Below are 25,560 nucleotides of genomic sequence, written 5' to 3'. Positions count from 1 at the left end.
GCTTGCGCGCTGGACAAGACTCGTTTTGCAGTGAACTACGTACCATCATCATAATCTTCATTGCAAATTAGCACCACTCCATAGCCGGTATTTCGCGATTTTTTTGATGCGATCCGATGTTGTCAGTCCACAATCACGCCGATGCCACTTGCGCCGCCTCGTCCAGGAGCGCGCACAGCTGCGGGTACTGGTGCTGTTCCAGCATCGCCTGCAGCGGCGCCACCAGCGCCTGCGCGCCGGCCGGCAAGGCGCCGAGCAGCAGCGCCACGCGCGTCAGATTCAGTTCGCGCAGCGCCGCCAGCAGCGCCGTACGCTCGCCCGGCGCCAGCACGGCCAGGTCGTGCGCCGACAGCGTGCCGGCAGCAGCCGGCAGCGGCAAGGCCGCCAGCGTTGCCGGCACAGCCGGCGCTGGCGGCGGCAACGGTAGCTGCGCGCACTGCGCCGGTATCGCAAAGCGGAAGGTGGCGCCCTGCCCTGGCGCCGATTCGACTGTCAGCGCGCCTTTCATCAGGCGCACGAATTCGCGCGAGATCGCCAGGCCCAGGCCCGTGCCGTCCTTGGGACCATCGCTGTCGGCCTGCACGAAGGGCTCGAAAATGCGTTCCTGATCCTCGATGGCAATGCCGATGCCCATATCGCTGACGGCAAAATCGAGCCGCCACTGGTCGCCGCCCAGATGCTCGCCGCGCACGCGCAGCGTGACGGTGCCGTGGCCGGCGAACTTGACCGCGTTCGACATCAGGTTCAGCAGTACCTGGCGCAGGCGCGTGGCGTCGAGCCGCGCCGCCGCCGGCAAGCCGGCGCAGTCAAGGCGCAGCTGCAGGCCATGCTGCTCGGCGCGCATTTCCAGCATGTCCATCACTTCCTGCAGCAGCGGCGCCAGCGCCACCACCTCGCTTTGCGCCAGCAGCTTGCCCGCTTCGCCCTTCGACAGTTCGAGGATCTCGTTAATCAGGGCCAGCAGATGGTTGCCGGAACGGTGGATGATGGCCAGGTTGCGTTTTTCATCGGCCTGCATGTGCGGCGAGGCGGCCATCAGGCGCGAAAAACCGATCACGGAATTCAAGGGCGTGCGCAGTTCATGGCTCATGTTGGCCAGGAACACGCTCTTGGCGCGGTTGGCCGCCTGCGCCTGGCTGACGGCGACCGACAGCGCGCCGGTGCGCTCGGCCACCAGTTCTTCCAGGTGATGGCGGTGGCGCAGCAATTCGAGTTCGGCCGCGCGGTGCGCCGTGATGTCATAGTTCGAGCCGACCATGCGCATCGGCTTGCCGCCGCTGTCGCGGAACAGCACCGCGTCGACCTTGATATGGCGGATCGTGCCGTCGGGCCACACGATGCGGTATTCGTGCGTAAACGCGTGCCCCTCGCGCAGCGCGGCGCGCAGCACCTGCTTGGTGACGGCGACGTCCTGCGCCAGCAGCGCGGCGCGCCAGATCGCCGGCGGCGCCAGGCCGTCGGCCGGATCGGCCTTGAACTGCGCATACATCTGGTCATCCCATTCCAGTTCGCCGCTTGCCACGTTCCAGTCCCAGATGCCGATGCTGGCCGCGCCGGTTGCCATCTGCACGCGCTCCTCGCTGCGCTGCAGGGCGCGGTAGCGGCTGTCGAGCAGCGCCACCATGTCGCGGATCGAGCGGTACAAGGTGCGCAGTTCGCCCAGGAACCAGGTCTTGGGCGGCATGCCGGCCGCCACCGGCTGGCCCGCGCGCACGGCTGCCGCATACTGGCCGATCGCCTTCAATGGGCGCAGCATCAGCCACCACATCAGCAGCCAGATGCTGGCCACCAGGATCACGTCGAGCGCGATGATGATGGCGCCAATGGCCAGTGCGCGCTGGCGCAGCTGTGCATGCAGCACCGACGGTTCGGCAAACACGGCGACGGCGCCGATGATCTGCCCGCCCAGCGTGACCATGCGCCGCTCGGCCAGCAGCGATGCATCTTCCGGTTCCGCAGCCAGGCTCTCGATGGAACCGCCGGCGCCGCGGCGCAGGATGATGAGATCCTTGCCGATCGCCGGCGTGAGCGCAATCGCATGCAGTTCGCGGTTGCCGAGGATGCTGCGCATGATGGCCTGCATCTGCTTGTCATCGAGGTTCCACAGCGGCAGTTCGACCGCCACGGCCAGCTGGTCGGCGCTGACCGACACGGTGCGGTGCAGCTGCTGCCAGCGCTGGGCGCGCTCGGACTGGTAGAACAGCACGGCAAACACCAGCAGCAGCAGAGTCACCACAAAGGTCAGCGCCACGCTGACGGCCAGCACGATGGAGACCCCGCCCAGGCGCGGCGCGCTGGTCTTGCCTGCTTCGCCGCTCATGGCTGCCCTTGTTCTTCGGGTTGCGCCAGCAGCTGATGCAGCTGCCTGTACTGGTGGCTTTCGAGCATGGCGCCGATGCGCGCGGCCAGCTGCGGCAGGCGCGTGGCCAGGCTGGCCAGCACGATGCTGCTGCGCCGCAGGTCGAGCGCGCGCACCGACTCGAGCAGCGCCGTGCGTTCACCCATATCGAGCAGCGCCAGTTCGGCGTGCAGCAGCGGAGCCGCCTCGCCGCCGTCCAGCGCCACGGCCCGCGCGGTGCTGGCCTCGGCGCGCCCAAAGCGCAGGCCCAGCTGCCGCTCGAGCATGGTGTACAGGTGTTCCTGCTCGATCGGCTTGCGCAGGAAATCGTCCGCGCCGGCGGCCAGCGCTTCCTGCTTTTCCTCCTCGAACGCGGACGCCGTCATGATCACCAGCCGTGGCTGCACCAGTTGTTCCTGCGCGCGCAGCCAGCGCGTGAGCGCCAGCCCGTCCATCTGCGGCATGCGCCAGTCGCTCAGCACCAGGTCAAAACGCTGCGCCGTCAGCATCGCCTGCGCCTGTTCGCCGCCCGACGCTTCCTGCAGCTCGAAGCCGAGCGGCGTTAGCAAGCCGGCCAGCAGCTTGCGGCAATTGCCGTCATCGTCGACCACCAGCACGGCGCGCCCGCGCTGGGACGGCGGCAGGCGGCACACGCGGCCCAGCGGCGAGGCCGCGGCGGCGGGCGCCTGCACCAGCGGCGCATGCAGCGCAAAACTGAATGTCGAGCCCTGCCCCAGGGTCGATTCGACGCGCAGTTCGCCCTGCATCAGGTGCACGAATTCGCGCGAAATCGTCAGCCCCAGCCCCGTGCCCGCATGCGCGGCACTGCTGTCGGCCTGCACGAACGGCTCGAAGATGCGTTCGAGATCGGCTTCGGCGATGCCGCTGCCGGTATCGCTGACGGCAAATGCCATCAGCGCCTGTCCGTCGCCCGGCAACTGGCAGTCGAGCGCCAGCGTGACGCTGCCGCGCTCGATGAATTTCAGGGCGTTCGACAGCAGATTGAGCAGCACCTGGCGCAGCTTGGCGCCATCGAGCAGCACCTGCGCCGGCACCCCGCTGCGCTCCAGGCACAGCGCGATGCCCTTGTCGCTGGCGCGCATGCGCACCATTTCCAGCACTTCGTCGAGCAGGCCGTTCAGATCCACCGGCCCTGCCTGCAGCTGCATGCGGCCGGCCTCGATCTTCGACAGTTCGAGGATATCGTTGATCAGGGTCAGCAGGTGGTGGCCGGCGCGGTTGATGATCGCCAGGTTATGTTTTTCTTCCTCGAACATGCTGCTCGAATCGACCATCATCTGCGAAAAGCCGATCACGGAATTCAAGGGCGTGCGCAACTCGTGGCTCATATTGGCCAAAAACGCGCTCTTGGCGCGGTTCGCCGACTGCGCTTGCGTCACGGCCACGGACAATGCGGCCGTGCGCTGCTGCACCAGTTCTTCGAGGTGATCGCGGTAGCCGAGCAGCTCCTGCTCGCTGTGCTTGCGCGCACTGATGTCGACGATGCCGCTGCGCACCAGGCGCCGCCCTTCCATCGGCAGGCGCACCAGCCGCACTTCGCACGGAAACACGCTGCCGTCGGAGCGCCGCACATTGCGTTCGACCAGGATCGGCTCGCCCAGCATTACGCGCCGCAAGTGCTCTTCCACCATCAGCGCCAGCGGCATGCGATCCGGCTGCTCGCTGCTGTACAGGTCAAATGGGCCGCAGCACAGCAAAGCTTCGCGCGACATGCCCAGCATCTGCTGCGCGCTGGTATTGGCGTCGACAAAGCGGTCCAGGTCCAGGTCGTACACCAGGATGGCTTCGGGCGCGTGCTCGACCAGGATGCGGAAGCGCTGCTCGCTGTCGCGTGCCTCGCGTTCGGCCTGCCGCAGACGGCGCTGCTGCAGCAGCAAGGCGGACAGCAGACACGCCATCATCATGAACACGCCACCGACCAGCACCACCGCAACCCGGTGCTGCTGCCAGATATTCGGCGGCCGGTTCAGGAACAAGGCATGCGGCGGCAGGCGGCCGATATCGGCGTCCCAGCGCTGTATCTGCTGCCAGTCATACATGGGCACCGGCGGCGACGCCGGCAGCAAGGCGCCCGGCGCGGCCGGCGCCTTGCCTGCCAGCTGCGCCAGCGACCACTGCGCCACCTGCTGCGCCGCCTTCTCGATATTGAGGATCGAGCCGCCGAGGACGCCCTGGCCCACGCTGGCGTTGTACAGGCCAAAGGCCGGCACGCTGGACAGGCGCGCCAGCTGGGCCGCAAACTGCACCGGCGTGGCGAGATTGCCTGCCACATCGCGGTTGACATTGCCGGCCACCAGCAGTGCATCGGGCGGCAGCTGCGCCACTTCCAGGCGCATCTGCGCCAGCGTCAAGCCGTCGAGATAGCGCATGCTCACCCTGCCCTGCCAGGCCTGCGCCGCCTGCTGCATGCTGCGCTTGAGATTCTGGTCGGCCTCGCTGACGCCGACCGCCATCACGATCTGCTTCGTTTCGGGGAACAGCGCCATCGCCTGCGACAGCGTGCCGGCGAAATCGACATTGGCCTTTTGCTGCCAGATGGCGGCCGGACTGCCGGCCGGCAGCGGCTTGCCGGAGGTATTGATCGCCAGTACCGGCGTCGCTTGCGCCAGCGGCGCCAGCTCGGACAGCAGATACTCGAGCGCCGGCTGCTGCAGGGTGACGATCAGGTCGGTCTGGTGCCCGGAGGTCTCGCTGTACCTTAAAAGCAACAGTTCGCGCATCTTGGCGCGCAGCGCCGGCTCGCCCAGCGTGTTCAGATTCAGGAACTCCACCACCACGTCCTCGCCGGCCAGGCCGCCTTCCATCATCGCCTTCATGTAGGTGCGCGTGTACGATTCGATGCCGGCGCGGCCGTAGTCATACGAACTGAGAAACAGCACGCGCTTGCCGTGCAAGGCAGCGTGGTTATCGGGAGGAGAAGCGGCGGGAGCGGCAGGCGCGGCGGTGGCGACAGTGATGGCGCCGGCGAACACCAGCAGCCATGCGCGGCAGCAACGCCCCAGCGCCGCCCGTTTCATACCACCGCCAGGCATCAGCCCACGCGGCGCATTGCCTGCTACGCCCATGTCCATGCCTATACCGTTCATCATCATCCGTGCCGCGCTGCCGCCAGCGGCACTTGCAAAAACATGATAACGTCAAGAATGCAGGCAAGTCCATTGCTTAAAGAAACAGATTTGTATCAACTCATCAACAATTCCCGCACAAGGCCCCAAGCGGCTTCAGCAGCGCTAATACCGAACAGCTCCAGTTTCAACCCCCGGATGCCTGACGGCACATAGATTGCAATCGCCTGCGCCCTGATCATGGCCTGGTGGAGGGCGCCCTTGTTCTCGATCGCAAAATAATAGGTATTGGGCCGCACCGGCACTTCGGCCGGCACCTGCGCCATATGCCGCACTCCCGCGCCCGGCAAGGCGCGCGCCACCAGCTGGTCGATCTGGTCGGGCGAGGAAATCTTGAATTGCAGCGGCACCACGGCCACCAGTTCCAGCGCCGGCATGTCGGCGTTGACCGCCAGGCACAGCGCCGTCTGCATGTCGACCCGCGCCGCGTCGAGCGTACCGCGATAGTGCATGCTCTTGTACGGATCGGTCTCGAGCGCGATCGGAAAGTAGCGCGACAGCAGCACGGTATCGACCAGGTCGCGGATGATGTAGTCGAGCTTGCCAAAGCCGGGCGCGGGATCGTCGTGACAGTAGGCCGGCAGGTCGGCCAGCGCAAACTTGCGCGAGAACGTCATCAGGCCGCCGGCCAGTGCCGTCAGCGCCTGGAACAACTGCTCGGGATGCTGCCTTGCGTAGCTGGCGCAGTGGCCGAGCGTGGCGCTCGCCGTGCAGAGGGTATTGAGCATCCGGAACGAGGACATGTCGCCGCTGTGAAATTCCACCGCATGCTGGCCCGGTTGCCGGTGGCGGCTGTACAGCGACTCGATTTTTGCGCCCAGGCGTTCGATCAGCGCATCGAGCATCTTGCGCAGCGCCGGGTCGGCCCGGATCGACAGGCACGGCGGCAGATACGAGCCGTCGATTTCGAAGCCGCCGCGGCCGCCACGGCGCAGGCGCACCAGCGGAATGGCCAGGTAGTCGCGCAGCGGATCGAGCTGCGACAGCAGGCAGACCCGTTTGTGCAGACAGGCCACGGCAACGCTGACCGCTTCGCCGTACAGATCCGGCGTGTCCATATCCGCCTGCAGATAGCGCGCGCCAGGCGCCAGGTTGCCGCCAGGCGCCTTGATGGCGGGCAGCGCGGCATAAAAGGTGAAACTGTGTACGTCGGGCGGCAGGCGCGACAGGTTGACCGCGCCGGGCAAGGCGTCGCCGAGCGGCGCATGACAGGCATGGACACCTTGCTGCCGTATTTCGAACGCGAACTGCTGCTGTTGCGGCGCGATTGCCGCGAATTTGCCGAGCGCTATCCGCGCATCGCCGGCAAGCTGCAGATGTCCGGCGAATCGTGTGAAGATCCGCATGTCGCGCATCTGATCGAATCGGTGGCCTTGCTGGCGGCACGCATAGCCAAGAGGCTCGACGACAACTACCCGCAATTTACGGAAGCGCTGTTCGAGACCCTGCTGCCGCATTATCTGCGGCCGTTTCCGTCATGCGCCATCGTGCGCCTGCCCGCCCCCGCGCTGGACGGCACGGTTGTCCGCGTGGCCCGGGGCACGCAGATGGATTCGGCGCCGGTGCGCGGCGTGCGCTGCCGCTTCACCAGCGTCTATGACATGGCGGTGGGTGACGTGACGCTGGAGGCCGCCATGTTTGACAGCCGGCCCGGCACGCCGCCCGGCGTGCGCCTGCCACCGGGTGCCACTGGCGCGATCAGCATGACATTCAGGCACCACGGCTCTCTCATCAACAATATTTAACTGCAAAAAATATTCGCCTCCGTCATATTGATGAAGTCCCTTCAGATGCCGGCCTCTGCCTGGAACATGGATTTTTAGCGGAACAAATATATAAAAGTCAGGAAATTGACAATGCGGGGCTGTTCCTAGCAAGTTTTCCAGATGTGACTTTTTCCATCAGTTCAAACAAGGATGCCTGCGGCGACTATTCGCCTGCGGAGTTTGAAACAGAAATGCGCAAGGAATTGTCCTTGCTTAATCGCATCCAAGGTGCGAAAGATATACAAGGCAGCAGCTATCCCGAACGTACCTTGCTACGCGAAGGCAAGCGCACGGTACAGCACTGGAAAAGGGAAGAAGCGCTGATACGACGAGCCGATGGCGCGCATGATTTCGAGTGGGCCCTGGTCGGCAAGCCTAAGGACATCGCAAATCCCTCTGTTCTGGAGGTCAGATGTACACCAAGGTCGCCCATAAGATGGTCGGCGCAGCCGAGGCCGCATCCATTACCGACGACGAAGCCATCGCCCTGTGGGACAAGCTGCTCTCCGGCCTGAAATTCCGCGTCAAGGTGCCCGGGGCGCCGCCCGGCTCCTACTATATCGATCCGGACAAGCCGGCGCAGTAACGGCCTGGCATGCTGGCGCATCCCGCGCCATTGCGCTAGCATGATTATTTGCCGAGGATTCAATCATGATCCACCTGCGCCCTGCCCTCTCCTCCGATATCGCCACGCTGTGGGCGCTGCGCACGCTGGCCGTGCGCGTCAGTTGCGCCACGCACTATTCGGCGGAACAGATCGCTGCCTGGAGCGCCACGCCCGTGCCGGCGAGCTATGCAGGCAAGATTGCCGCCGGAGGCGGTATGGTTGCCATGCGCGGGGACGCCATTGCCGGCTATGCCATATTGGACATCGACCAGCAGGAAGTGGACGCCGTCTTTGTCGATCCTGGCCATGGCGGGCTCGGTATCGGCAAGCTGCTGCTGGCGGCGCTGGAGGACCTGGCGCACGCGCGCGGCATGAGCAGCTTGACATTATCCGCGTCGCTCAATGCCGAGCCGTTCTACCGGGCAGCTGGCTTTGTCTCCTTGCGGGAAGATATCTATGCGCATCCCAGCGGACTCAAGCTGGAGTGCATGGCGATGGTCAAGATGCTGAAAGTTGATTAATCAGCTTGGTTTGCCGCAATGGCTCAGGCTCAGCCCCACACTCTCAACTGCGGCGCGCACCAGCCCGTCACCATGTCGAGCGCGTCCAGTATCGCGTCTTCCAGCGCTTCATCGTGGGTGGCGCCGCGCAGTTCCTGCAGCAAGCTTTCCACTTGTTCGGCCGTCACGCCGCTGGCCTTGTAGCGCAGCAGGATGGCATGCAAGGTGAGCAGGCCTGCCCTGGCATCGAGCGCGGCGAGCAGGTCTCTGTCGATATTGGTGCTGATCGTTTGCGCCATCTCAATCCGCCTGCCACGCGATAGCGTCCGGCCGCGCGCCGCCGGTGCTGAAAAACTCGACAAAAGCACGCTGGCAGTGCTCCACCTCCACGCACCACGCTGCCGGATATTCATCGACCTGGCCGTTCGCCAGCCAGTAGCTGCAGTCGCCCTCTTCTTCCTCGTCGCCCAGCGAGTGACAGCTCGCATCATCCTGTCCTGGCAGGTACATCAGCCAGGCGCTGCCGCCGTTGCGCAGCATGCACAGGGCCGGCCCCTGCTCGGCATGCTCGGCCATGGTCAGCCACAGCTCGCATTGCGCTAACGAACGAGCGCGCGTCAACGCCTGCTGCAGGTCAGATAGCGACGCCACCGCGCAAGGTTCGCCGTGCAGATTCAATTCCATCATCATGCCTTGCCTCCGCCCAGGTCGGCCGTGGCCAGCGCCGTGCTCAGGTACAGCTTGCCGCTCAGGTCCTTCAACAGGCTGCTCTGGCGCAACCGGTCCATCACCGGGCCTTTCACTTCGGCCAGGTTCAGGCTGATATCGCGCTTGGCCAGCGCGCTGTTCAGCTCGATCAGGCCCAGCAGGGCCGTGCTGTCGATCTGGTTGACGGCGGACAGCACCAGCACCAAGTGGCGCGCTGTCGGGTGGCCGCGCAGTTCTTCTTCAATACGTTCCGTCACCGCTTCGACATTGCCGAAGAACAGGCCGGCGTCGATGCGCAGCAGCAGGATAGCGGGCAGGGTCTGCGCTTCATAGCGTTCGACGTTACGGAAGTGCTCGCTATTCGGGATACGGCCCAGCACCGCGATATGCGGGCGGCTGGCGCGCCAGATCAGCGTACCCATCGACAGCAGCACGCCGATCACCACGCCCGCCTCCACGCCCAGCACCAGCACGCCGGCCGTGGTGGCCAGCAGCGCCAGCGCATCGCTGCGGTCGTAGCGCCAGGCCATGCGCAGCGTATCCCAGTCGATCAGGTTGGCCACGGCAAAGATGATGGTGGCCGCCAGCACCGGCAGTGGCAGCAGCGCCAGCCAGCCGGTGGGCGCCACCAGCGCCAGCGCCAGCAGGCCGGCCGTGATGATGCTGGCCAGCGGGGTGTTGGCGCCGGCCTGGAAATTGACGGCCGAGCGCGAGATGGAGCCGGTAACGGGAAAGCCGCCGGAAAACGCGCTGGCCAGGTTGGCCGCACCCAGGCCCAGCAGCTCGCGGTTGGTGTGCAGCTTTTCGCCGCGCTTTTGCGCCAGCGTCTGCGCGGCGGACATGCTCATCAGGAAGATGATGAAGGCGATCAGCAGCGCCGGCGACAGCAAGGTGCGCCAGTGGGCGCCGGAGGTGGCCAGGTTAAGCCTCGGCAAGCCGCTCGGCACGTGGCCCGTGACCTGCACCCCCATGCGGTCCAGGCCGCCATAGGTGACCAGCACGATGCCGGTCAGCACCAGCAGCATCGGCGCCAGGCGTGCGCCCACGTCGGCGGCGGTCTTGCCCAGGCCGCAGCGCTGCAGCAGGCCCGACAGATAGCGCTTGGCCAGCCACAGGCAACCCAGGCTGGCCAGGCCCAGCGCCAGGCTGGGGCCGTGCCAATGCGGCCAGGTGGCGCCCATCAGCGGCGTGACCTGGCCCCACATGATAAGGATGGAGGCGCCATTGCTGAAACCGCTGATCACCGGACGCGACAAGAAATTGGCCATGAAACCCAGGCGCAGCACGCCGCACAGCAGCAGCACGATGCCGCTGATAAAGGCCAGTTGCGCGGCCAGCACGATATACAGGGTGGAGCCGGGATCGGCCAGCGGCGCCAGCGCGGCGGCCGTCATCAGCGAGACTATCGCCATCGGCCCCACCGATTGGGTCATGCTGCTGCCAAACAAGGCATACAGCACGGGCGGCAGGATGCTGGCGTAGATGCCGACCACGGGCGGCAGGCCGGCCACCAGCGCGTAGGCCATGCCTTGCGGCACCATCATCATGGCCACCACGATACCGGCAGTAATGTCCCCGGCCAACAGAGGACGCCGGTATTGCCTGAGCCAGAGCAGCATGATGCGATCCCAAAAATCTGAAAACCGAAGCCTATCATGCGGCGAGCCCGGCCGACAGGGGAAAGCCCTCAATCAGCCAAGCAGCTGCGCCTTGACGGCTGCCAGGATTTCGGCCGAGAGCGCCTCGTCATCGACCGAACGGGCCAGCACGATGGCGCCCACCATGGACGCAAAGGTGCTGATTGCCTGCTGGCGCCGCTGCGCCGGGGTACCCTCGGACATCAGTCCGGCCAGCAGGTCGAACTGCTGGCGCGACGCCTGCGTAAAGGCGGACTGGGCGCCGGGCGACATGCGCGCCACGTCGGTGCCCATGGCGGCAGCCGGGCAGCCGTTGCCGGGGTTATCGCAATGGCGCGGGCTCAGGTAGTTCTCGATGATGGCCGGCAACGCTGCCGCGCCATGCTGCTCGACCTTGCCGCGCCACCCTTCCAGCGATTTCTTCAACGCCAGTTCGCTCGCCTCGATCATCAGATCTTCCTTGGAAGCAAAATGACCGTAGAAGCCGCCATGCGTCAGTCCCGCGTTCTTCATCAGGTCGGCCACGCCGATGCCGTCATAGCCCTTTTCGCGAAACAACTTGGCCGCCACCTCGACGATGCGCTCGCGGTTCAGCGCCGCCTGTTCTCTGCTCACCTTCATGCTGCCTCCCACAATAATGACATCCATCATATATCTTTGCGGCGGATTTTTCCACTCTGTTAAGAAGCGCACCGTATCGCGTGGCTACCGGCTCGATACTGGATGCCACTTATTATGGAGGCCAGCATGAGCGATCATCAGAAACAGAACCTGAACCAATCGGCCGGCAACTTGCAGCGCAGCATACAGCAGGAGCAGGATGCGCGCGACGCCGCCAAGCCCGACGCGCCGGAGAACAAGGAAGCCGTGCAGACGGGCCAGCGTACGCAGCCCGGCACGCCGCTGCCCTCGCAGCACCTGGACAAACCGGGCATCGAAGCGCAGATGCAGCTCAAACCGCGTTTCCTGGCGCCCGACTACTGCGGCAGCGGCAAGCTGGCCGGCATGGTGGCCGTGATCACCGGCGGCGACTCGGGCATTGGCCGCGCCGTGGCCGTGCTGTATGCGCGCGAAGGCGCCGACGTGGCCATCATCTACCTCAACGAGCACGAAGACGCCAACGAAACCATGCGCTATGTGGAAGCCGAAGGGCAGAGCTGCCTGTTGATCCCGGGCGACGTGCGCGAACAGCGTTTCTGCGAGGAAGCCGTGAGCCAGGTGATGGCCAAGTTCAACCATATCGATGTGCTGGTCAATAACGCAGCGTTCCAGGAACATGCGGAGTCCCTGCTGGACCTGACCGAAGAACGTTTTGACCTGACCATGAAGACCAATGTGTATGGCTACTTCCATATGGCCAAGGCGGTGCTGCCGCACCTGAAAAAAGGCGCATCCATTATCAACACGGGCTCCGTGACTGGCCTGAAGGGCTCGAAAAACCTGCTCGACTATTCCACCACCAAGGGCGCGATCCACGCATTTACCATGGCGCTGGCCGGCAACCTGCTGGAAAAGGGCATCCGCGTCAATGCGATTGCGCCCGGCCCGGTCTGGACGCCGCTGAATCCGGCCGACAAGTCCGCCGAGGACATCGCCAAGTTCGGCGCCGACACCGACATGCGCCGTCCTGCCCAGCCCGAGGAACTGTCGCCGGCCTATGTGTTCCTGGCTTCCCCTGCCTGCTCCAGCTACATCACCGGCATCGTGCTGCCCGTGACCGGCAGCGTCGGCGAATAGGAAAGCAACTTATGCCAAGAGCCTTATGGAAAGGCGCGATCAGCTTCGGCCTCGTGCACATCCCCGTCGAACTGATTTCGGGCAGCAAGGATCACGAGCTGGACCTGTCGATGCTGGACCGGCGCGATTTTGCGCCGATCGGCTTCAAGCGCTACAACAAGCAGACCGGCAAGGAGGTTGTGTGGGACGACATCATCAAGGGCTACGAATACAAGCCTGACGAATATGTGGTGCTGTCCGACGAGGACCTGAAACGCGCCAACGTGAAAGCCACGCAGACCATCGATATCCAGGCCTTTGTCGACGCCGGCGACGTGCCGCTGACGTTCTACGAACATCCGTATTACCTGATTCCCGGCAAGGGCGGCGACAAGGTCTATGCGCTGCTGCGCGAAACCTTGCGCAAGACGGACAAGATCGGCATCGCCAATGTGGTGATACGCACGCGCCAGCACCTGTGCGCGCTGGTCTGCATCGGCGACGCCATCGTGCTCAATACCTTGCGCTTTGCCGACGAGATCCGCGAGATGGACGACCTCGAACTGCCCGGCAGCACGCTGAAGGCGGCCGGCATCAGCGACAAGGAACTGAAAATGGCCATGTCGCTGGTCGAAGGCATGAGCGAGGAATGGAAGCCCGAGCAGTACAAGGATACCTACCGCAACGACGTGTTGGCGCTGGTCAAGAAAAAGATCAAGGCCAAGCAGACCAAGACCATTACCGCGCCCGAACCCGAGAGCGAGGAACAGGAAAAGCCGGATAACGTGATCGACCTGGTGGCGCTGCTGCAGCAGAGTCTGGGCAAGAAGGCGCCGGCCAGGAAAGCGCCAGCAAAGGCAGCGGCTCGCAAACCGGCCGCAAAACGCAAGGCGGCCTGATCGCAACTGGGGCGTAGGTCGGGCGTAGGTCGGGTTAGCGTGCAAGCGCGTAACCCGACAACACACGGGACGTTGCCAACAATGTTGTCGGATTACGCGCGAAGCGCTAATCCGACCTGCTGATCCGAAACCCCAGCTTCTTCATGGCCGCATCGATCCCCTTCGCACTGCGCGCATAGCCCTCCCACGGCGTATTGCCCACATCAAGCCGGCTGTGCACATTGGCGACGTTCCACTGGTCGGCCGCCTTCAGCTTGTCGAGTTCCTCCCACGCCAGCGGCACGGAGATGCCGAGACCGGGCCGCGTGCGCACCGACCAGGCGGCAACGGTGGTGGCGCCGCGCCCATTGCGCAGGTAGTCGATAAAGATCTTGCCGACCCGGTTGGCCGGTCCGCTTTTCACCACGAAGCGTTTCGGGATCAGCTCGGCCATGTGCGCGACGATGGCCTGCGAAAACGCCTTGACGGTATCCCAGTCGTGTTTGGGCCGGATCGGCACCACCACGTGCAGGCCCTTGCCGCCGCTGGTTTTCAGGAACGCCGGCAGGCCCAGCTCCGTCAGGAACGCGCGCAGCAGCACGGCCGACTCCCGGATCGCGGGCCAGCCCACGCCCTTGCCGGGATCGAGGTCGAACACCATGCGATTGGGTAGTTCATAGTTGCTGGCCAGCGCATTCTGCGTATGGAACTCGACCACGTTCCACTGCGCGGCCGACAGCAGGCCTTGCGCGCTGGCCACTGCCAGCATCGGCGGATGGTCGGGGTCGAGCCTGGCATCGAGCTGCTTGACGCCAGGCATCTTCGACACCTCGGCATGTTTCTGGAAAAACAGCTCGCCACCGACGCCGGCCGGCGCGCGCACCAGCGACACGGGCCGGCCGCGCAAATGCGTCAGCATCAGCTGGCCAACCAGCGCGTAGTAGCGCACCACGTCGATCTTGGTGGCGCCGCTGTCCTTGTCGATCACGCGGTCGGCATTGGTGATTTTCAGGCCGGCCGGCAGAATGCTGTCCGCTGCCGATGACTGTGTTGCTGGCATCGTTTTCTCCTTTTTGGCTGTCACCGCCTGCGCCCGCTCGCGCACGATGGCGCTGGCCGGCTTGTCGCTGCGCAGGGCATGGAAGACGGCATGGCGGATCGAGCCGCCGCTGGTCCATTGCGCAAAGCTCACTTCCGCCACCAGCTTGGGCTTGACCCAGTGCGGCCGCCTTACGCCGCCGGCCTTGCTCGCAAACGGACTGGTCTCGACCGCCAGCGCGTCGAGCTGGCGGCGCAGGTCGAGCAAGATGTCCTGGTCGAAGCCGCTGCCCACATTGCCCGCATAGCGCAGCTTGCCGTCTTCATCGTACGTGCCCAGCAGCAGCGAGCCGATGCCGCTGCGCGCGCCCTGCGGGTCGGTATAGCCGCCGATCACGAACTCCTGGCGGTGACCGCACTTGAGCTTGATCCACTCCTGGCTGCGGCGCGCCGTATACGCCGAGCCGCGCCGCTTGCCGATCACGCCTTCCAGGCCCAGCTTGCAGGCAGTGGCCAGCAATTGCTTTGGCGCAGCGTCCAGCTCGGCGGAAAAACGCACCAGCGGAGAGTCAGGCAACTTTTCCAGCAACTGCTGCAGCAGCGCGCGGCGCGCTTCCACCGGCTGGCCGCGCAGGTCGTGGCCGTCGAAATACGGCACGTCGAACAGGTAATACACGATCTCGCTGGTGGCTTCCTTGTCGAACGCCAGCTGCAGCGCGCCGAAGTCGGGCTGGCCATCGGCGCCATTGACGACGATTTCGCCGTCATACCAGCCTGGCGGCAGCTGCATTTTTTCCAGCGCCTGGTGCAGCTTGGGCAGCTTGCGGGTCCAGTCGTTGCCGTTGCGGGTAATCAGGGCGATCTGCTTGCCAGTGCTGCGCGCCAGGATGCGGTAGCCGTCGAATTTCAATTCGAAGATCCAGTTTTTCGGGTCGCCGGGCGGGTCCTCGACCAGCGTGGCCAGCTGCGGCGCCAGGGAGTCTGGCAAGGCGGATTCGGGCGCCTCTGCCTGCACCTTCTTCGCAGCCGCCTTGCGCTTCGGCATGGCCTTGTTCTTGACGCTGTCGGGCAATTCGTCGACCACCGAGTATTCGAGCGCCGGGCGCGTGTACTCGTCCTTTTCCTTGATCAGCAGCCAGGCAGGCTGTTTTTCGCCCTTGCCTTTCATGCGCACCAGCACCCAGTTGCCGTGCATTTTATGGCCGTGCAAAGTAAATTTCAGGTTGCCGGCTGCCAGCGCCTTGCGCGCGTCCGGCGTGGCCGGCTGCGGCTCCCAGGTGCCCTTGTCCCAGATAATCACCTTGCCGGCGCCGTATTGCTTTTCCGGGATGGTGCCCTCGAAGCTCGAATACGAGATCGGGTGATCCTCGACCTGCACCGCCATGCGCTTGTCCTTGCTGTCGTAGCTGGGGCCTTTCGGCACGGCCCAGCTTTTCATGGTGCCGTCGAGTTCCAGCCGGAAATCGTAATGCAGGCGGCTGGCCCAGTGTTTCTGGATGACGAAGGTCAGCTGCTCGCCTTCGGCTTCGTCGCCGCCGGCAGGCTCGGGCGTGATGGTGAAATTGCGCTTGGCTTGATAGGTCTTCAGAGCGTCTTTCATGGCGGGCCCATGCTGTGATCGTGAACGCCAGTGTGGGCCGCCAGCCGAAGCCGCGCAGTACGCCAGCTAACAAACCGACAAGCTTTTTCTGCATATGTAACAGTTTGTATGGCGGTCAACCAAGTTGCCGTACGGCGCGTTTTTGCCTCAGTGACAGGGGAAACATCTTCTGCACATCACCCACTTCTCGAGGAACTGCACCATGACTAAAGTAATCGCTACTCTGATCGCCGGCTTGTTCGCTACCGCTGCTTTTGCTCAAACCCCGGCCGCCCCTGCGCCAGCCAAGGCCGAAGCCAAGCACACCAAGGAAGTGGTGAAAGCGGAAGCGAAAGAAACCAAGGCCGTTGCCAAAGCCGATGCCAAGGAAGCCGCTGCTGCTGCCGATGCGAAAGCCGATGTCGCCAGCGCCAAGGCCGACGCCGATGTCGCCAAGGCCAAAGCCCATCACAAGGCCAAGAAAACCAAGGCCAAGGCTGACGAAGCCAAGGCCTCCGCCGTGGCTGAAGCGCCAGCGAAGTAATCACGATTTTTTGCAGGGACGGAAAGGCAGCTGCGGCTGTCTTTTCGCATTGGCAAGCTCGTACGTAAAAGAAGGTAAATCCGGCAAAAAATGTGGATTTCATACTACTGATGTCATTGCCATATCAGGTGCTGCTCCTTTATAGTGAGAACCATTATCATTCTCATTCAGTTTCAGGAGCCGTTTCAATGTCCGCCTCATCCGCACCAACCATTCCATCCCACCGTTCCGCGCTGCAGTTACGCCCCCTGGCCCTGGCCATTTCGCTGATGCTGGGCGCCGGCCTGGCGCATGCCGCCGACGCGCCTGACGAAGACAGCACCCTGCCCGTCATCACCGTCACCGGCGCCCATGAAGACGCCTACACCACGCGCAAGAGCGCCTCGGCCAGCAAGCTCGATCTGTCGCTGCGCGAAACGCCGCAGTCAGTGTCGGTGGTCACGCGCGCGCAGATGGACGACTTCCGGCTCGACAATGTGAACAAGGTACTGGCGCAGACCACCGGCGTGACGGTCGAAGCGGTGGAAACCGACCGCACCTATTACACGGCGCGCGGCTATGACATCACCAATTTCCAGTACGACGGCGTGGGCATCCCATTCATCTTCGGCAACGTGATGGGCGACCTCGATACGGCGATCTACGACCGCGTCGACGTGGTGCGCGGCGCCAACGGCCTGATCTCGTCGACCGGCAACCCGTCGGCCACCATCAACTTCGTGCGCAAGCGCCCCACCGAAGGCCTGGCCGCGTCGGCCGCGCTGACGCTCGGCTCGTGGAGCAACCGCCGCCTGGACGCGGACGTGTCGACGCCGCTGTCCGCCGATGGCAAGGTCTCGGCGCGCTTCGTGGCGGCGCACCAGGAGGGCGACTCCTACCTCGACCGCTATTCGCCATCGAAGGATATCGCCTATGCGGTGGTGGAAGCCAAACTGACCAATGACACTACGCTCACCGCCGGCCATACCTACCAGAAGACCCGCGCCAAGGGCGGCATGTGGGGCGCGCTGCCGATGTACTACAGCGACGGCACGCAGACCAGCTATCCGATCTCGACTTCCACCTCGGCCGACTGGTCGCGCTGGAACACGGAGACCAACAGCACCTTCGCCGAACTGGAACACCGTTTCAACGCCGACTGGAGCGTCAAATCGACACTGACCTACACCAAGGCCAACTCCAACTCGCAGCTGTTCTATGTCTATGGCTCGCCCGACCGCGCCACCGGCGACGGCCTGTTCAGCTACCCGTCGAAATACAATTCGTCCAATGAGCAAAGCCTGGCCGACATCTCGGCCAAGGGCAAGTTCACGCTGGGCGGGCGCCAGCACGACCTGACGTTCGGCGCCAGCTGGTCCGAATCGAAACTGCACGACGTGTCCTACTACGGCCAGGGCATCGGCACCGCGCTGCCGAACGGCACCGCGTTTGACGGCTCCTACCCGCTGCCGACGTTCGACGCCTCGACCGACGGCAGCGCCTACAGCGACAAGCGCAAGAACGCGTTCGTTGCGGCCCGCTTCAACCTAGCCGACAACACCAAGCTGCTAGCCGGCGTCAATGCCGCCAAGGTCGATGGCACGGGCGAGTCGTATGGCGTGGCCAAGTCGAAGTCGCAAAGCGACACCACGCCGTATGTCGGCCTGGTGTACGACATCAACCGCTACGTATCGGCCTACGGCAGCTACGCAGAGATCTTCAATCCGCAAAGCGAAACCGACGCCAACCGCCAGACGCTGGATGCGGCCACCGGCAAGAGCATGGAACTGGGCGTCAAGGGCGAGCTGTTCGACGGGCGCCTGAACCTGTCCGGCGCCGTCTTCAAGATCCGCCAGCAGAACGTGGCCGAAGCGGCCGGCACCACGGCCGACTTCAAGACCATCTACCAGGGCGTCGATTCGGAGTCGAAAGGCTATGAACTGGAAGCGTCGGGCGAGCTGGCGCGCGGCTGGCAGGCCAGCGCCGGCTACGCGCAACTGCGCATCAAGGGCAATGACGGCAATGACGCGCGCACCTTCATTCCGCGCAAGCAGTTCCATGTGTCGACCACCTATCTGGTGCCGGCCGTGCCGAAACTGAAGGTGGGTGCCAACCTGACCTGGCAGGACGAGATCCACCTGACGGTCAGCGATGCGGTCACCCTGCGCCAGGGCGCGTATGCGCAACTGGGCCTGATGGCCAGCTACGACCTGACGAAAAACGTCAGCCTGTCGCTGAACCTGAACAATGTGACGGACAAGAAGCACCTGACCAGCCTGTACTGGGACCAGTCGCTGTATGCGGCCGGCCGCAACGGCAGCGCGACCCTGAGCTGGAAGTACTAAGCGATGCGGCTGCGTCCACCGCTGGTACTGCTGCACCGCTGGTTCGGCCTGGCGGTGGCGCTGTTCCTGTTCATCTCCGGCCTGACGGGTGCCGTGATCTCGTGGGACCACGAGCTTGACGCCTGGCTCAATCCGCAGCTGTTCCATGCCGCCAGCGCGCCTGACACGGGCGCGGCCAGGTCCGGCCTGGAGCTGGCCGCGCAGGTCGAGGCGCGCGACCCGCGCGTGCGCGTCAACTACACGCTGACCGCGCTGGAGCCGGGCCACACGGCGCTGATGTCGGTCGAAGGCAAGATCGATCCCGCCATCGGCAAGCCATATGAACTGGGCTACAACCAGGTGGCCGTCGATCCCGTCAGCGGCAAGCTGCAAGGCACGCGCCAGTGGGGCGAAGTCTCGCTGGCGCGCGAAAACCTGCTGCCGTTCCTGTACAAGCTCCACTACACCATGCATATCCCCGACGGCTGGGGCATCGAGTTCGGTGTCTGGCTGATGGGCATTATCGGCATCGTGTGGTTTGTCGACTGCTTTATCGCGCTGTATCTGTCGTTTCCGAACCTGCGCAGCTGGCGCAAGTCGCTGGCCTTCCGCTGGAAAGAGAAAGGCCACAAGCTCAATTTCGACCTGCACCGCTCGGGCGGCGTGTGGGTCTGGCTGCTGCTGCTGATCCTGGCCGTGACATCGGTTTCGATGAATCTGCAGACGCAGGTGATGCGGCCGCTGGTGGCCAAGTTCTCCACCTTGAGTCCGAACGCCTTTGACAGCCGCACCCCGCAGCCGCCGGAAAAGCCGGTGCAGCCATTGCTCACGCGCGAACAGGCGGTCGTGCTGGCAAAGGCCGAAGCGGCAAAACGGGGCTGGACGCTGCCGGCCGGCGGCGTGTTCTACTCGTCCAGCTACGGCCTGTATGGCGTGGGTTTTTTCGAAGCGGACAACGACCATGGCGACGGCGGCCTGGGCAACGCCTGGCTGTATTTCGATGGCCGCGACGGCAGTGCGGCCGGCGGCGTGATTCCCGGCACCGGCAGCGCCGGCGACATCTTTTTGCAGGCGCAGTTTCCGCTGCATTCGGGCCGCATCCTGGGCCTGCCGGGACGCATCATGATCTCCGTGATGGGCTTGCTGGTAGCGATGCTGAGCGCAACGGGCCTGATTATCTGGCTGCGCAAGCGGCGCGCGCGCGTGGTAAAGGCGATCCAGTTGTAAGTGATTGTAATGCTCGTCAACGGGCAGGCCTCGGGGCGCGTTTTCTCCTCAGTGACACGGGAATCATCCCGGCACCAAAGACAACCACCACCGAGGACTGCACCATGAAAAAAGTAATTGCTACCCTGATCGCCGGCCTGTTCGCTACCGCAGCTTTTGCCCAGACTCCTGCTGCTCCTGCGGCCTCAGCACCAGCGAAAGCCGAAGCGGCCCACACCAAAGCCGTCGCCAAGGCCGATGCCAAGGAAACCGCCGCTGTCGTGAAAGCCGACACGAAAGAAACCAAGGCCGAAATGGGCGCGAAAACCGACGTGGCAGAAGCCAAGGCAGATGCCGCCACCACCAAGGCCAAGGCGCATCACAAAGCCAAGAAAGCCAAGGCCAAGGCCGATGAAAAACTGGCCTCGGCCAGCGCCGAAGCGGCACCAGCCAAGTAATCACGCACGTACAAAAACCATCGCTTTTACCGCATACCACTTACCGAGGAACTGACATGAAAAACACTATCGCCGCCCTGATCGCCACCGTTTTCGCCACCGCCGCTTTCGCCCAGACCCCAGCCGCGCCGGCTGCCGCCAAAGCCGAAGCCACCCACACCAAGGAAGTGGCGAAAGCCGATGCGAAGGAAACCAAGGCTGTCGTGAAAGCCGACGCCAAGGAAGCCGCCGTCGTCGCCGATGCCAAGGCCGATGTCGCCGGCGCCAAAGCCGACGCCAAGGTCAAGAAAGCCAAGGCCCATCACAAGGCCAGCAAAGCCAAGGCAAAAGCGAACGAAAAAGCCGTGGAAGCCGCACCGGCTGAACCAGTGGCCGCAAAATAATCAGCCCATGCACCAAACCAAAAGACAGCTTCGGCTGTCTTTTTTTCGTTACGGCGGCGTAAATAAGCGACACTGCAATCCTGTCCATCGCTTTGAAAGTCCGCCATGCGCCGTCTGTCCCAGCCGTTTCTCTTGCTCGTTTCCCTTTATGCTCCCTGCGCTCTCGCCGCGTCCCTGGAGCAGGTACTTCAAAAACTCGACAGCGATGGCCACGGCGACCTGCGCGCCGTGGTCATACTGCGCGATGGCGCGCTGGTGGCCGAACGCTATTACAACGGACAGGCGCACGATGGCCTGCACGATATGCGCTCGGCCGGCAAGAGCGTCACCGCGCTGCTGGTGGGCGCGGCCGTGGCGCAGGGCAAGCTGAAGGTTACCGGCACAGTAGGACAGTACTGGCCAGACGCAGCCGGCAGCGCAGCGGGCAAGGTGGTGCTTGACGACCTGCTGACCATGCGTTCGGGCCTGGCAGCCTTTGATGAAGATGCCGCATCGCCCGGCAATGAAGACAAGCTTGATGAAGCGGCCGATCCGGCTGCGTTCGTGCGCGGCGTACCTGCGGCAACAGCGCCCGGCACGGTCTACCGCTACAACTCGCTGGGCTCGTATATCGCCGGGCGAGTCGTGGAAAGCGCCAGCGGACGCGATCTTGATGCCTACGCTTCCATGGCCTTGTTTGCGCCGCTGGACATCACGCGCTGGCACTGGGGCCGCGACGTGGACGGACGCGCCAAGGGACAGGGCAACCTGTCGCTGACGCCGCGCGACATGGCGAAGATCGGGCAACTGGTGCTGGACAAAGGAATGGTGCGCGACCAGCGCGTAATTGCTGCCGACTGGATCACTGCCGCGCTGGCGCCGCGCGTGGCGATCGGCGACGTGGACCGTTATGCCGATCAGTATGGCTATTTCTGGTACGGGAAAACGTATGACGTCGCCGGCAAAAAGATCGGCGTGTCTTTTGCCTCGGGTAATGGCGGCAACAAGATCTATGTCATTGCGGCGCGCAGGATGGTGGTGGCGGTGGCCTCAAGCGCTTACGGCAAGCCATATGGTCAGCGGCGCTCGGAGGACATTCTCAAGGCACTGCTGGCGGCGGAGTGACAGCGGCGATGTGGTTGTGGGCGGTGGTGGTGTCGGATTACGCGGCTTTGCCGCTAATCCGACCTACGCTGGCATCGAGGCCGCAGGTCGGGTTAGCGCTTCGCGCGTAACCCGACAACATTGTTGGCTTCGACAGCGGTACCGGCTTACGGCATCAGCACGCTATCGATCACATTGATCACGCCATTCGACTGGTAGACATCATAGGTGCTGATATTGGCGGTGGCGCCCTTCTCGTCCATCACCACGATATTGTGCATGCCGTTCATGGCGAACATCAGCTTGCCGCCGCTGGCTGTTGGCAGGGTGGCTTTACCGTTGTGCATTTTGATCTCCCTGGCCAGCGCCTTGAAGTCGTATTTGCCGGGGACCACGTGGTAGGTGAGGATCTTGGTCAGCGTGTCCTTGCTCTCCGGCTTGACCAGCGTGTCGACGGTGCCGGCAGGCAGCTTGGAGAAGGCCGCATTGGTTGGCGCGAAGACCGTGAACGGCCCCTTGCCTTTCAAGGTATCGACCAGGCCGGCCGCCTTGACGGCGGCGACCAGCGTGGTGTGGTCGGCCGAGTTGACGGCGTTGTCGACGATGTCTTTGGATGGCAGCATGCTCTGGCCGCCCACCATGGTGTTCATGTCGGCGGCGAAGCTGGCGCCGGTGGCCAGCATGGAGGTGGCAAACAAGACTGCGGGAACGAAGGTGCGCATGGTGATCTCCTGGTTTGGACTGCGTGTGCATGATTGCAGAAAGTTTTACGCAGCCATTGCGCGATTGGATTCAACTTATAGCGAACAAAAAATCCGCGTTGGTGGTGATGTCGGATTACGCGGCGTTCCGCCGCTAATCCGACCTACGGTCTGATGTGATAAAAGAAAAACGGCGCAATGCGCCGTTTGGTAATGACTATCCCTTGCTGCGGGCCGGCCTGTGCCAGCCCGCAGTGCCGGGATCAGTTGAACATCAGTTGGCCGCCACCTGCTCCGGCTCGCCCCAGCCGCCGCCCAGGGCGCGGATCAGCGCCACGGTGGTGACGGCGCGGTTGCCGCGCAGCTGCACCGCGCTGCGTTCGATGGCCGACAGGTTGCGCTGCGCGTCGAGCAGGTCCAGGTAGCTGGAACGGCCCGCGTCATACAGCTTTTGCGCCAGGTCGGCCGAACGGCGCGCGGAAACGACCGCTTCGTCGATCTGCTGCGTCTGGCCCGACAGGATGCGCAGGCCGGCCAGGTTGTCCTCGACTTCGGCAAACGCCACCAGCACGCTCTGGCGATAGCTGGCCACCGATTCTTCCAGCTGCGCTTCGCTGCGCGTCACCAGCGACTTGTTGCGGCCGCCGTCGATGATCGGCATCGACATCAGGGCGCCCAGGAGCCACGAGCGGCTGCTCCACTTGAAGATGTCGGACACCGTATCGGCCGCGCCGCCACCCGAGGCATTCAGGACCAGCGACGGGAACATCGCCGACTTTGCCACGCCGATGCGGGCATTCGACGCTTCCATGGTGCGCTGTGCCGAGGCGATATCGGGACGGCGCTCGAGCAGCGTCGATGGCAGGCCGGCGGGGATCGCCGGCAAAAAGGCGCTGTCCTGCAGCGGGTTGACCACCGCCGTGAAACTGGCCGCCGGCTTGCCCAGCAACACGGCCAGCGCATGCTCGCCGGTGGCGCGCTGGCGCTGCAGGCCGATCGCTTCGGCGCGCGCCGTCGACAGTTCGGTGCGGGCACGGGCCAGGTCGAATTCGCCGATGTCGCCCAGGTCATACCGCCTCTGGTTGACATGCACGCTTTCTTCGCGCAGGCGCACCGTCTCTGCCAGCGTCGCCAGTTCGGCGTCGGTGGCGCGCAGCTGGAAGTAGGTCTGCGCCACGTCGGCCTGCAGCGACAGCAGCACCGAGCGGTACGTCGCCTCCACTGCCAGGGCATCGCTGCGCGAGGCGCTGACATTCGACGACACGCGGCCGAACAGGTCGACTTCATAGCTGGCGGTCAGGTTGGCCTGGTAAATATTCGTGGCCGATACCGGCGCGCCGTTCGGCAGGCCGAGCGAGGCGGCGGAAGCGCGGCTGCGCTGGCCGCCGACGTTCACGCCCACTTGCGGGATGCGGTCCGCTTCGGCAATGCCGGCGATCGCCCTGGCCTGCCTGACGCGGGCAGCGGCCACGGCCAGGTTGGCGTTGGCCTGCGTGGCTTCGTCGATCAGGCCGGTCAGCGTGCTGTCATTGAACGCCAGCCACCACTGGCCGCGCGCCTGGCGCTCGGCGTAGTTGACCTGCGCCTGGGTCCAGCGCGTGCCGTCCTGCGCCGTCTGCACGGCGGTGGATACTTGCGTCTCCTTGAAGGCGGCCGGCGTATCGATCTGCGGCTGCCTGAAGTCGGGCGCGGCGCACGCTGCCAGCAGCACGGCGGCGGCCATGGCGCTCAACAACGGTTTTGCATGACGCATCATCATAGTGTTTTTCACGACAGATCTCCTTCCAGGTCCAGCACTGGCGCAGCGGGACGCTTGGCGACAATGACGGCTGGTTTTTTCTCGAAACGCTGCGCCAGGGTGCGCAGCAATACATAAAACAAAGGCGTCAGGAACAGGCCGAAGAAGGTCACGCCCAGCATGCCGGCAAACACCGCCACACCCATCGCATGGCGCATTTCCGAACCGGCGCCGTGCGAGAACACGAGGGGTACCACGCCCATGATGAACGCGATCGACGTCATCAGGATCGGACGCAGGCGCAGGCGGCACGCTTCCAGCGCGGCCTGCACCACGGTGCGGCCATGCTCTTCCAGTTCGCGGGCAAACTCGACGATCAGAATCGCATTTTTCGACGCCAGCCCCACCAGCACGAACAGCGCGATCTGGGTAAACACGTTGTTGTCGCCACCGGTCAGTTTCACGCCCAGCAAGGCGCACAGGATCGACATCGGCACGATCAGGATCACGGCCAGCGGCAGGGTCCAGCTTTCGTACTGGGCAGCGAGCACCAGGAACACCAGCAGCACGCACAGCGGGAACACATAGATCATCGTGTTACCGGACAGAATGTCCTGGTAGGTCAGCTCGGTCCACTCGTACGAGATCCCCTGCGGCAGCACTTCTTTCGCGATGCGTTCCAGCGCGGCTTGCGCCTGGCCACTCGACACGCCAGGCGCAGCGCCGCCGTTGAAGTCGGCTGCGGCATACGCGTTGTAGCGCTGCACGCGGTCCGGGCCATAGCTGTCTTTCACGCGCATCAGCGAGGACAGCGGAATCATTTCGCCCTTGTCGTTGCGCACCTTCAGCTGCGCAATGTCGCTGGCGTGCGAACGGAAGTTGGCATCGGCCTGCACGCGCACCTGGTAGGTACGGCCAAACTGGTTGAAGTCATTCACGTACAGCGAACCGAGGTTGATCTGCAAGGTCTGGTAGATGGTGGCCAGCGGCACGCCCAGCTGCTTGGCCTTGACGCGGTCGACATCGGCGAACAGCTGCGGCACGTTGATCTGGTAGCCCGAGAACACGCCTGCCAGTTCCGGCGTCTGGTAAGCCTTGGCGGCCAGCGACTGGGTGGCGTTGTACAGCGCGTCGTAACCGAGGTTGCCGCGGTCTTCGATCATCATCTTGAAGCCGCCGATGGTACCCAAGCCGTTGACTGGCGGTGGCGGGAACACCATGATGAACGCGT

At 64.2% G+C, this 25,560-nt stretch carries 22 protein-coding genes and 1 pseudogene; 12 read left to right on the top strand and 11 right to left on the bottom strand.

The features are described from left to right. Positions 1 to 133 precede the first annotated feature (133 nt). The 3 genes from RTQ46_RS11935 to tssK form a co-directional block, all read right to left on the bottom strand. Positions 134 to 2,320, bottom strand: coding sequence for an ATP-binding protein (locus RTQ46_RS11935; RefSeq protein WP_312436794.1), 2,187 nt, complete (start codon positions 2,318 to 2,320; stop codon positions 134 to 136). Continuing rightward, positions 2,317 to 5,376, bottom strand: a complete 3,060-nt coding sequence (locus tag RTQ46_RS11930) for a response regulator (protein WP_312436793.1) — start codon at positions 5,374 to 5,376, stop codon at positions 2,317 to 2,319. Before RTQ46_RS11930 ends, RTQ46_RS11935 begins: the two co-directional genes overlap by 4 nt. A 164-nt stretch (positions 5,377 to 5,540) precedes the next feature. After that, positions 5,541 to 6,719, bottom strand: coding sequence for a type VI secretion system baseplate subunit TssK (gene tssK / locus RTQ46_RS11925; RefSeq protein WP_312436900.1), 1,179 nt, complete (start codon positions 6,717 to 6,719; stop codon positions 5,541 to 5,543). On the opposite strand from tssK, the gene RTQ46_RS11920 reads away from it, so the two are divergent. The 4 genes and pseudogenes from RTQ46_RS11920 to RTQ46_RS11905 all read left to right on the top strand — a co-directional run bounded on the left by RTQ46_RS11920 (position 6,699) and on the right by RTQ46_RS11905 (position 8,378). Then, positions 6,699 to 7,229, top strand: coding sequence for a type VI secretion system baseplate subunit TssF (locus tag RTQ46_RS11920; protein WP_312436792.1), 531 nt, complete (start codon positions 6,699 to 6,701; stop codon positions 7,227 to 7,229). The two genes, tssK and RTQ46_RS11920, sit on opposite strands and share 21 nt — an antisense overlap. Continuing rightward, positions 7,193 to 7,591: pseudogene (locus RTQ46_RS11915) on the top strand (T6SS immunity protein Tli4 family protein); the annotation flags it as partial. The gene RTQ46_RS11920 and the pseudogene RTQ46_RS11915, both read left to right, overlap by 37 nt. A 71-nt stretch (positions 7,592 to 7,662) precedes the next feature. Beyond that, positions 7,663 to 7,836 (top strand): T6SS immunity protein Tli4 family protein, encoded by a 174-nt coding sequence (locus RTQ46_RS11910; protein ID WP_312436791.1) that lies wholly within the window; start codon positions 7,663 to 7,665, stop codon positions 7,834 to 7,836. A 65-nt stretch (positions 7,837 to 7,901) separates the two neighbouring features. After that, complete coding sequence (locus tag RTQ46_RS11905; RefSeq protein WP_312436789.1) at positions 7,902 to 8,378, top strand: GNAT family N-acetyltransferase; 477 nt, start codon at positions 7,902 to 7,904, stop codon at positions 8,376 to 8,378. 29 nt (positions 8,379 to 8,407) lie between these two features. Here RTQ46_RS11905 and RTQ46_RS11900 read toward each other — a convergent pair whose 3' ends face one another. The 4 genes from RTQ46_RS11900 to RTQ46_RS11885 all read right to left on the bottom strand — a co-directional run bounded on the left by RTQ46_RS11900 (position 8,408) and on the right by RTQ46_RS11885 (position 11,323). Further along, positions 8,408 to 8,656, bottom strand: a complete 249-nt coding sequence (locus tag RTQ46_RS11900; RefSeq protein WP_312436788.1) for a hypothetical protein — start codon at positions 8,654 to 8,656, stop codon at positions 8,408 to 8,410. A gap of 1 nt (position 8,657) precedes the next feature. After that, positions 8,658 to 9,047, bottom strand: coding sequence for an Imm1 family immunity protein (locus RTQ46_RS11895; protein ID WP_312436786.1), 390 nt, complete (start codon positions 9,045 to 9,047; stop codon positions 8,658 to 8,660). Next, the gene (locus tag RTQ46_RS11890; RefSeq protein WP_312436785.1) at positions 9,044 to 10,684 is read right to left on the bottom strand and encodes a sulfate permease; all 1,641 of its coding nucleotides are present in this window, start codon (positions 10,682 to 10,684) and stop codon (positions 9,044 to 9,046) included. The genes RTQ46_RS11895 and RTQ46_RS11890 overlap by 4 nt, the downstream gene beginning before the upstream one ends. 72 nt (positions 10,685 to 10,756) lie before the next feature. Next, the gene (locus tag RTQ46_RS11885) at positions 10,757 to 11,323 is read right to left on the bottom strand and encodes a TetR/AcrR family transcriptional regulator (RefSeq protein ID WP_312436783.1); all 567 of its coding nucleotides are present in this window, start codon (positions 11,321 to 11,323) and stop codon (positions 10,757 to 10,759) included. A 126-nt stretch (positions 11,324 to 11,449) separates the two neighbouring features. On the opposite strand from RTQ46_RS11885, the gene RTQ46_RS11880 reads away from it, so the two are divergent. Further along, a complete protein-coding gene (locus RTQ46_RS11880) occupies positions 11,450 to 12,439 on the top strand; it encodes an SDR family oxidoreductase (protein ID WP_312436782.1) in 990 nt (329 codons plus the stop codon). Positions 12,440 to 12,450: 11 nt separating this feature from the next. Beyond that, positions 12,451 to 13,317 carry a Ku protein gene (locus RTQ46_RS11875; protein ID WP_312436780.1) on the top strand — a complete coding sequence of 289 codons (867 nt, stop codon included), beginning with the start codon at positions 12,451 to 12,453 and terminating at the stop codon, positions 13,315 to 13,317. A 106-nt stretch (positions 13,318 to 13,423) separates the two neighbouring features. Here the strand turns inward: RTQ46_RS11875 and ligD are convergent, their stop codons facing one another. After that, complete coding sequence (gene ligD, locus RTQ46_RS11870) at positions 13,424 to 15,934, bottom strand: DNA ligase D (RefSeq protein ID WP_312436778.1); 2,511 nt, start codon at positions 15,932 to 15,934, stop codon at positions 13,424 to 13,426. Between the two features lie 202 nt (positions 15,935 to 16,136). Between ligD and RTQ46_RS11865 the strand changes: the two genes are divergently transcribed. The 6 genes from RTQ46_RS11865 (at position 16,137) to RTQ46_RS11840 (ending at position 21,911) form a co-directional block, all read left to right on the top strand. After that, the gene (locus tag RTQ46_RS11865) at positions 16,137 to 16,457 is read left to right on the top strand and encodes a hypothetical protein (protein ID WP_312436777.1); all 321 of its coding nucleotides are present in this window, start codon (positions 16,137 to 16,139) and stop codon (positions 16,455 to 16,457) included. Positions 16,458 to 16,645: 188 nt separating this feature from the next. After that, entirely contained in the window at positions 16,646 to 18,781 is a 2,136-nt protein-coding gene (locus RTQ46_RS11860; protein WP_312436775.1) for a TonB-dependent siderophore receptor, read from the top strand. Positions 18,782 to 18,790: 9 nt separating this feature from the next. Next, a complete protein-coding gene (locus tag RTQ46_RS11855; protein ID WP_312436899.1) occupies positions 18,791 to 19,987 on the top strand; it encodes a PepSY-associated TM helix domain-containing protein in 1,197 nt (398 codons plus the stop codon). 104 nt (positions 19,988 to 20,091) lie between these two features. Further along, the gene (locus RTQ46_RS11850) at positions 20,092 to 20,424 is read left to right on the top strand and encodes a hypothetical protein (protein ID WP_312436773.1); all 333 of its coding nucleotides are present in this window, start codon (positions 20,092 to 20,094) and stop codon (positions 20,422 to 20,424) included. Between the two features lie 56 nt (positions 20,425 to 20,480). Further along, positions 20,481 to 20,807, top strand: a complete 327-nt coding sequence (locus RTQ46_RS11845; RefSeq protein ID WP_312436771.1) for a hypothetical protein — start codon at positions 20,481 to 20,483, stop codon at positions 20,805 to 20,807. Between the two features lie 105 nt (positions 20,808 to 20,912). Next, positions 20,913 to 21,911 carry a serine hydrolase gene (locus RTQ46_RS11840; RefSeq protein ID WP_312436769.1) on the top strand — a complete coding sequence of 333 codons (999 nt, stop codon included), beginning with the start codon at positions 20,913 to 20,915 and terminating at the stop codon, positions 21,909 to 21,911. A gap of 146 nt (positions 21,912 to 22,057) precedes the next feature. On the opposite strand, the gene RTQ46_RS11835 is transcribed toward RTQ46_RS11840, so the two are convergent. From RTQ46_RS11835 to RTQ46_RS11825, 3 genes are all read right to left on the bottom strand, one after another. After that, complete coding sequence (locus tag RTQ46_RS11835) at positions 22,058 to 22,612, bottom strand: fasciclin domain-containing protein (protein ID WP_409518320.1); 555 nt, start codon at positions 22,610 to 22,612, stop codon at positions 22,058 to 22,060. 253 nt (positions 22,613 to 22,865) lie between these two features. Further along, entirely contained in the window at positions 22,866 to 24,344 is a 1,479-nt protein-coding gene (locus tag RTQ46_RS11830) for an efflux transporter outer membrane subunit (RefSeq protein ID WP_409518322.1), read from the bottom strand. Positions 24,345 to 24,358: 14 nt separating this feature from the next. Beyond that, positions 24,359 to 25,560: efflux RND transporter permease subunit (locus RTQ46_RS11825; RefSeq protein ID WP_312436768.1), on the bottom strand; the 1,202-nt coding region annotated here is incomplete at its 5' end.

The sequence above is a fragment of the Janthinobacterium sp. genome (genome assembly GCF_031995485.1).
In the GTDB taxonomy this organism is placed as follows: Bacteria; Pseudomonadota; Gammaproteobacteria; order Burkholderiales; family Burkholderiaceae_D; genus Janthinobacterium.
Note: the sequence above shows the minus strand (reverse complement) of the source record. Positions and strands in the feature narration are given on the sequence as shown.

Bases quoted from the DNA above. Each gene is read 5' to 3' on its own strand.
- RTQ46_RS11935 (WP_312436794.1), bottom strand. From the start codon at position 2,320: ATGAGCGGCGAAGCAGGCAAGACCAGCGCGCCGCGCCTGGGCGGGGTC.
- RTQ46_RS11930 (WP_312436793.1), bottom strand. From the start codon at position 5,376: ATGAAACGGGCGGCGCTGGGGCGTTGCTGCCGCGCATGGCTGCTGGTG.
- RTQ46_RS11920 (WP_312436792.1), top strand. From the start codon at position 6,699: ATGGACACCTTGCTGCCGTATTTCGAACGCGAACTGCTGCTGTTGCGG.
- RTQ46_RS11910 (WP_312436791.1), top strand. From the start codon at position 7,663: ATGTACACCAAGGTCGCCCATAAGATGGTCGGCGCAGCCGAGGCCGCA.
- RTQ46_RS11905 (WP_312436789.1), top strand. From the start codon at position 7,902: ATGATCCACCTGCGCCCTGCCCTCTCCTCCGATATCGCCACGCTGTGG.
- RTQ46_RS11900 (WP_312436788.1), bottom strand. From the start codon at position 8,656: ATGGCGCAAACGATCAGCACCAATATCGACAGAGACCTGCTCGCCGCG.
- RTQ46_RS11895 (WP_312436786.1), bottom strand. From the start codon at position 9,047: ATGATGATGGAATTGAATCTGCACGGCGAACCTTGCGCGGTGGCGTCG.
- RTQ46_RS11890 (WP_312436785.1), bottom strand. From the start codon at position 10,684: ATGCTGCTCTGGCTCAGGCAATACCGGCGTCCTCTGTTGGCCGGGGAC.
- RTQ46_RS11885 (WP_312436783.1), bottom strand. From the start codon at position 11,323: ATGAAGGTGAGCAGAGAACAGGCGGCGCTGAACCGCGAGCGCATCGTC.
- RTQ46_RS11880 (WP_312436782.1), top strand. From the start codon at position 11,450: ATGAGCGATCATCAGAAACAGAACCTGAACCAATCGGCCGGCAACTTG.
- RTQ46_RS11875 (WP_312436780.1), top strand. From the start codon at position 12,451: ATGCCAAGAGCCTTATGGAAAGGCGCGATCAGCTTCGGCCTCGTGCAC.
- ligD (WP_312436778.1), bottom strand. From the start codon at position 15,934: ATGAAAGACGCTCTGAAGACCTATCAAGCCAAGCGCAATTTCACCATC.
- RTQ46_RS11865 (WP_312436777.1), top strand. From the start codon at position 16,137: ATGACTAAAGTAATCGCTACTCTGATCGCCGGCTTGTTCGCTACCGCT.
- RTQ46_RS11860 (WP_312436775.1), top strand. From the start codon at position 16,646: ATGTCCGCCTCATCCGCACCAACCATTCCATCCCACCGTTCCGCGCTG.
- RTQ46_RS11850 (WP_312436773.1), top strand. From the start codon at position 20,092: ATGAAAAAAGTAATTGCTACCCTGATCGCCGGCCTGTTCGCTACCGCA.
- RTQ46_RS11845 (WP_312436771.1), top strand. From the start codon at position 20,481: ATGAAAAACACTATCGCCGCCCTGATCGCCACCGTTTTCGCCACCGCC.
- RTQ46_RS11840 (WP_312436769.1), top strand. From the start codon at position 20,913: ATGCGCCGTCTGTCCCAGCCGTTTCTCTTGCTCGTTTCCCTTTATGCT.
- RTQ46_RS11835 (WP_409518320.1), bottom strand. From the start codon at position 22,612: ATGCGCACCTTCGTTCCCGCAGTCTTGTTTGCCACCTCCATGCTGGCC.
- RTQ46_RS11830 (WP_409518322.1), bottom strand. From the start codon at position 24,344: ATGCGTCATGCAAAACCGTTGTTGAGCGCCATGGCCGCCGCCGTGCTG.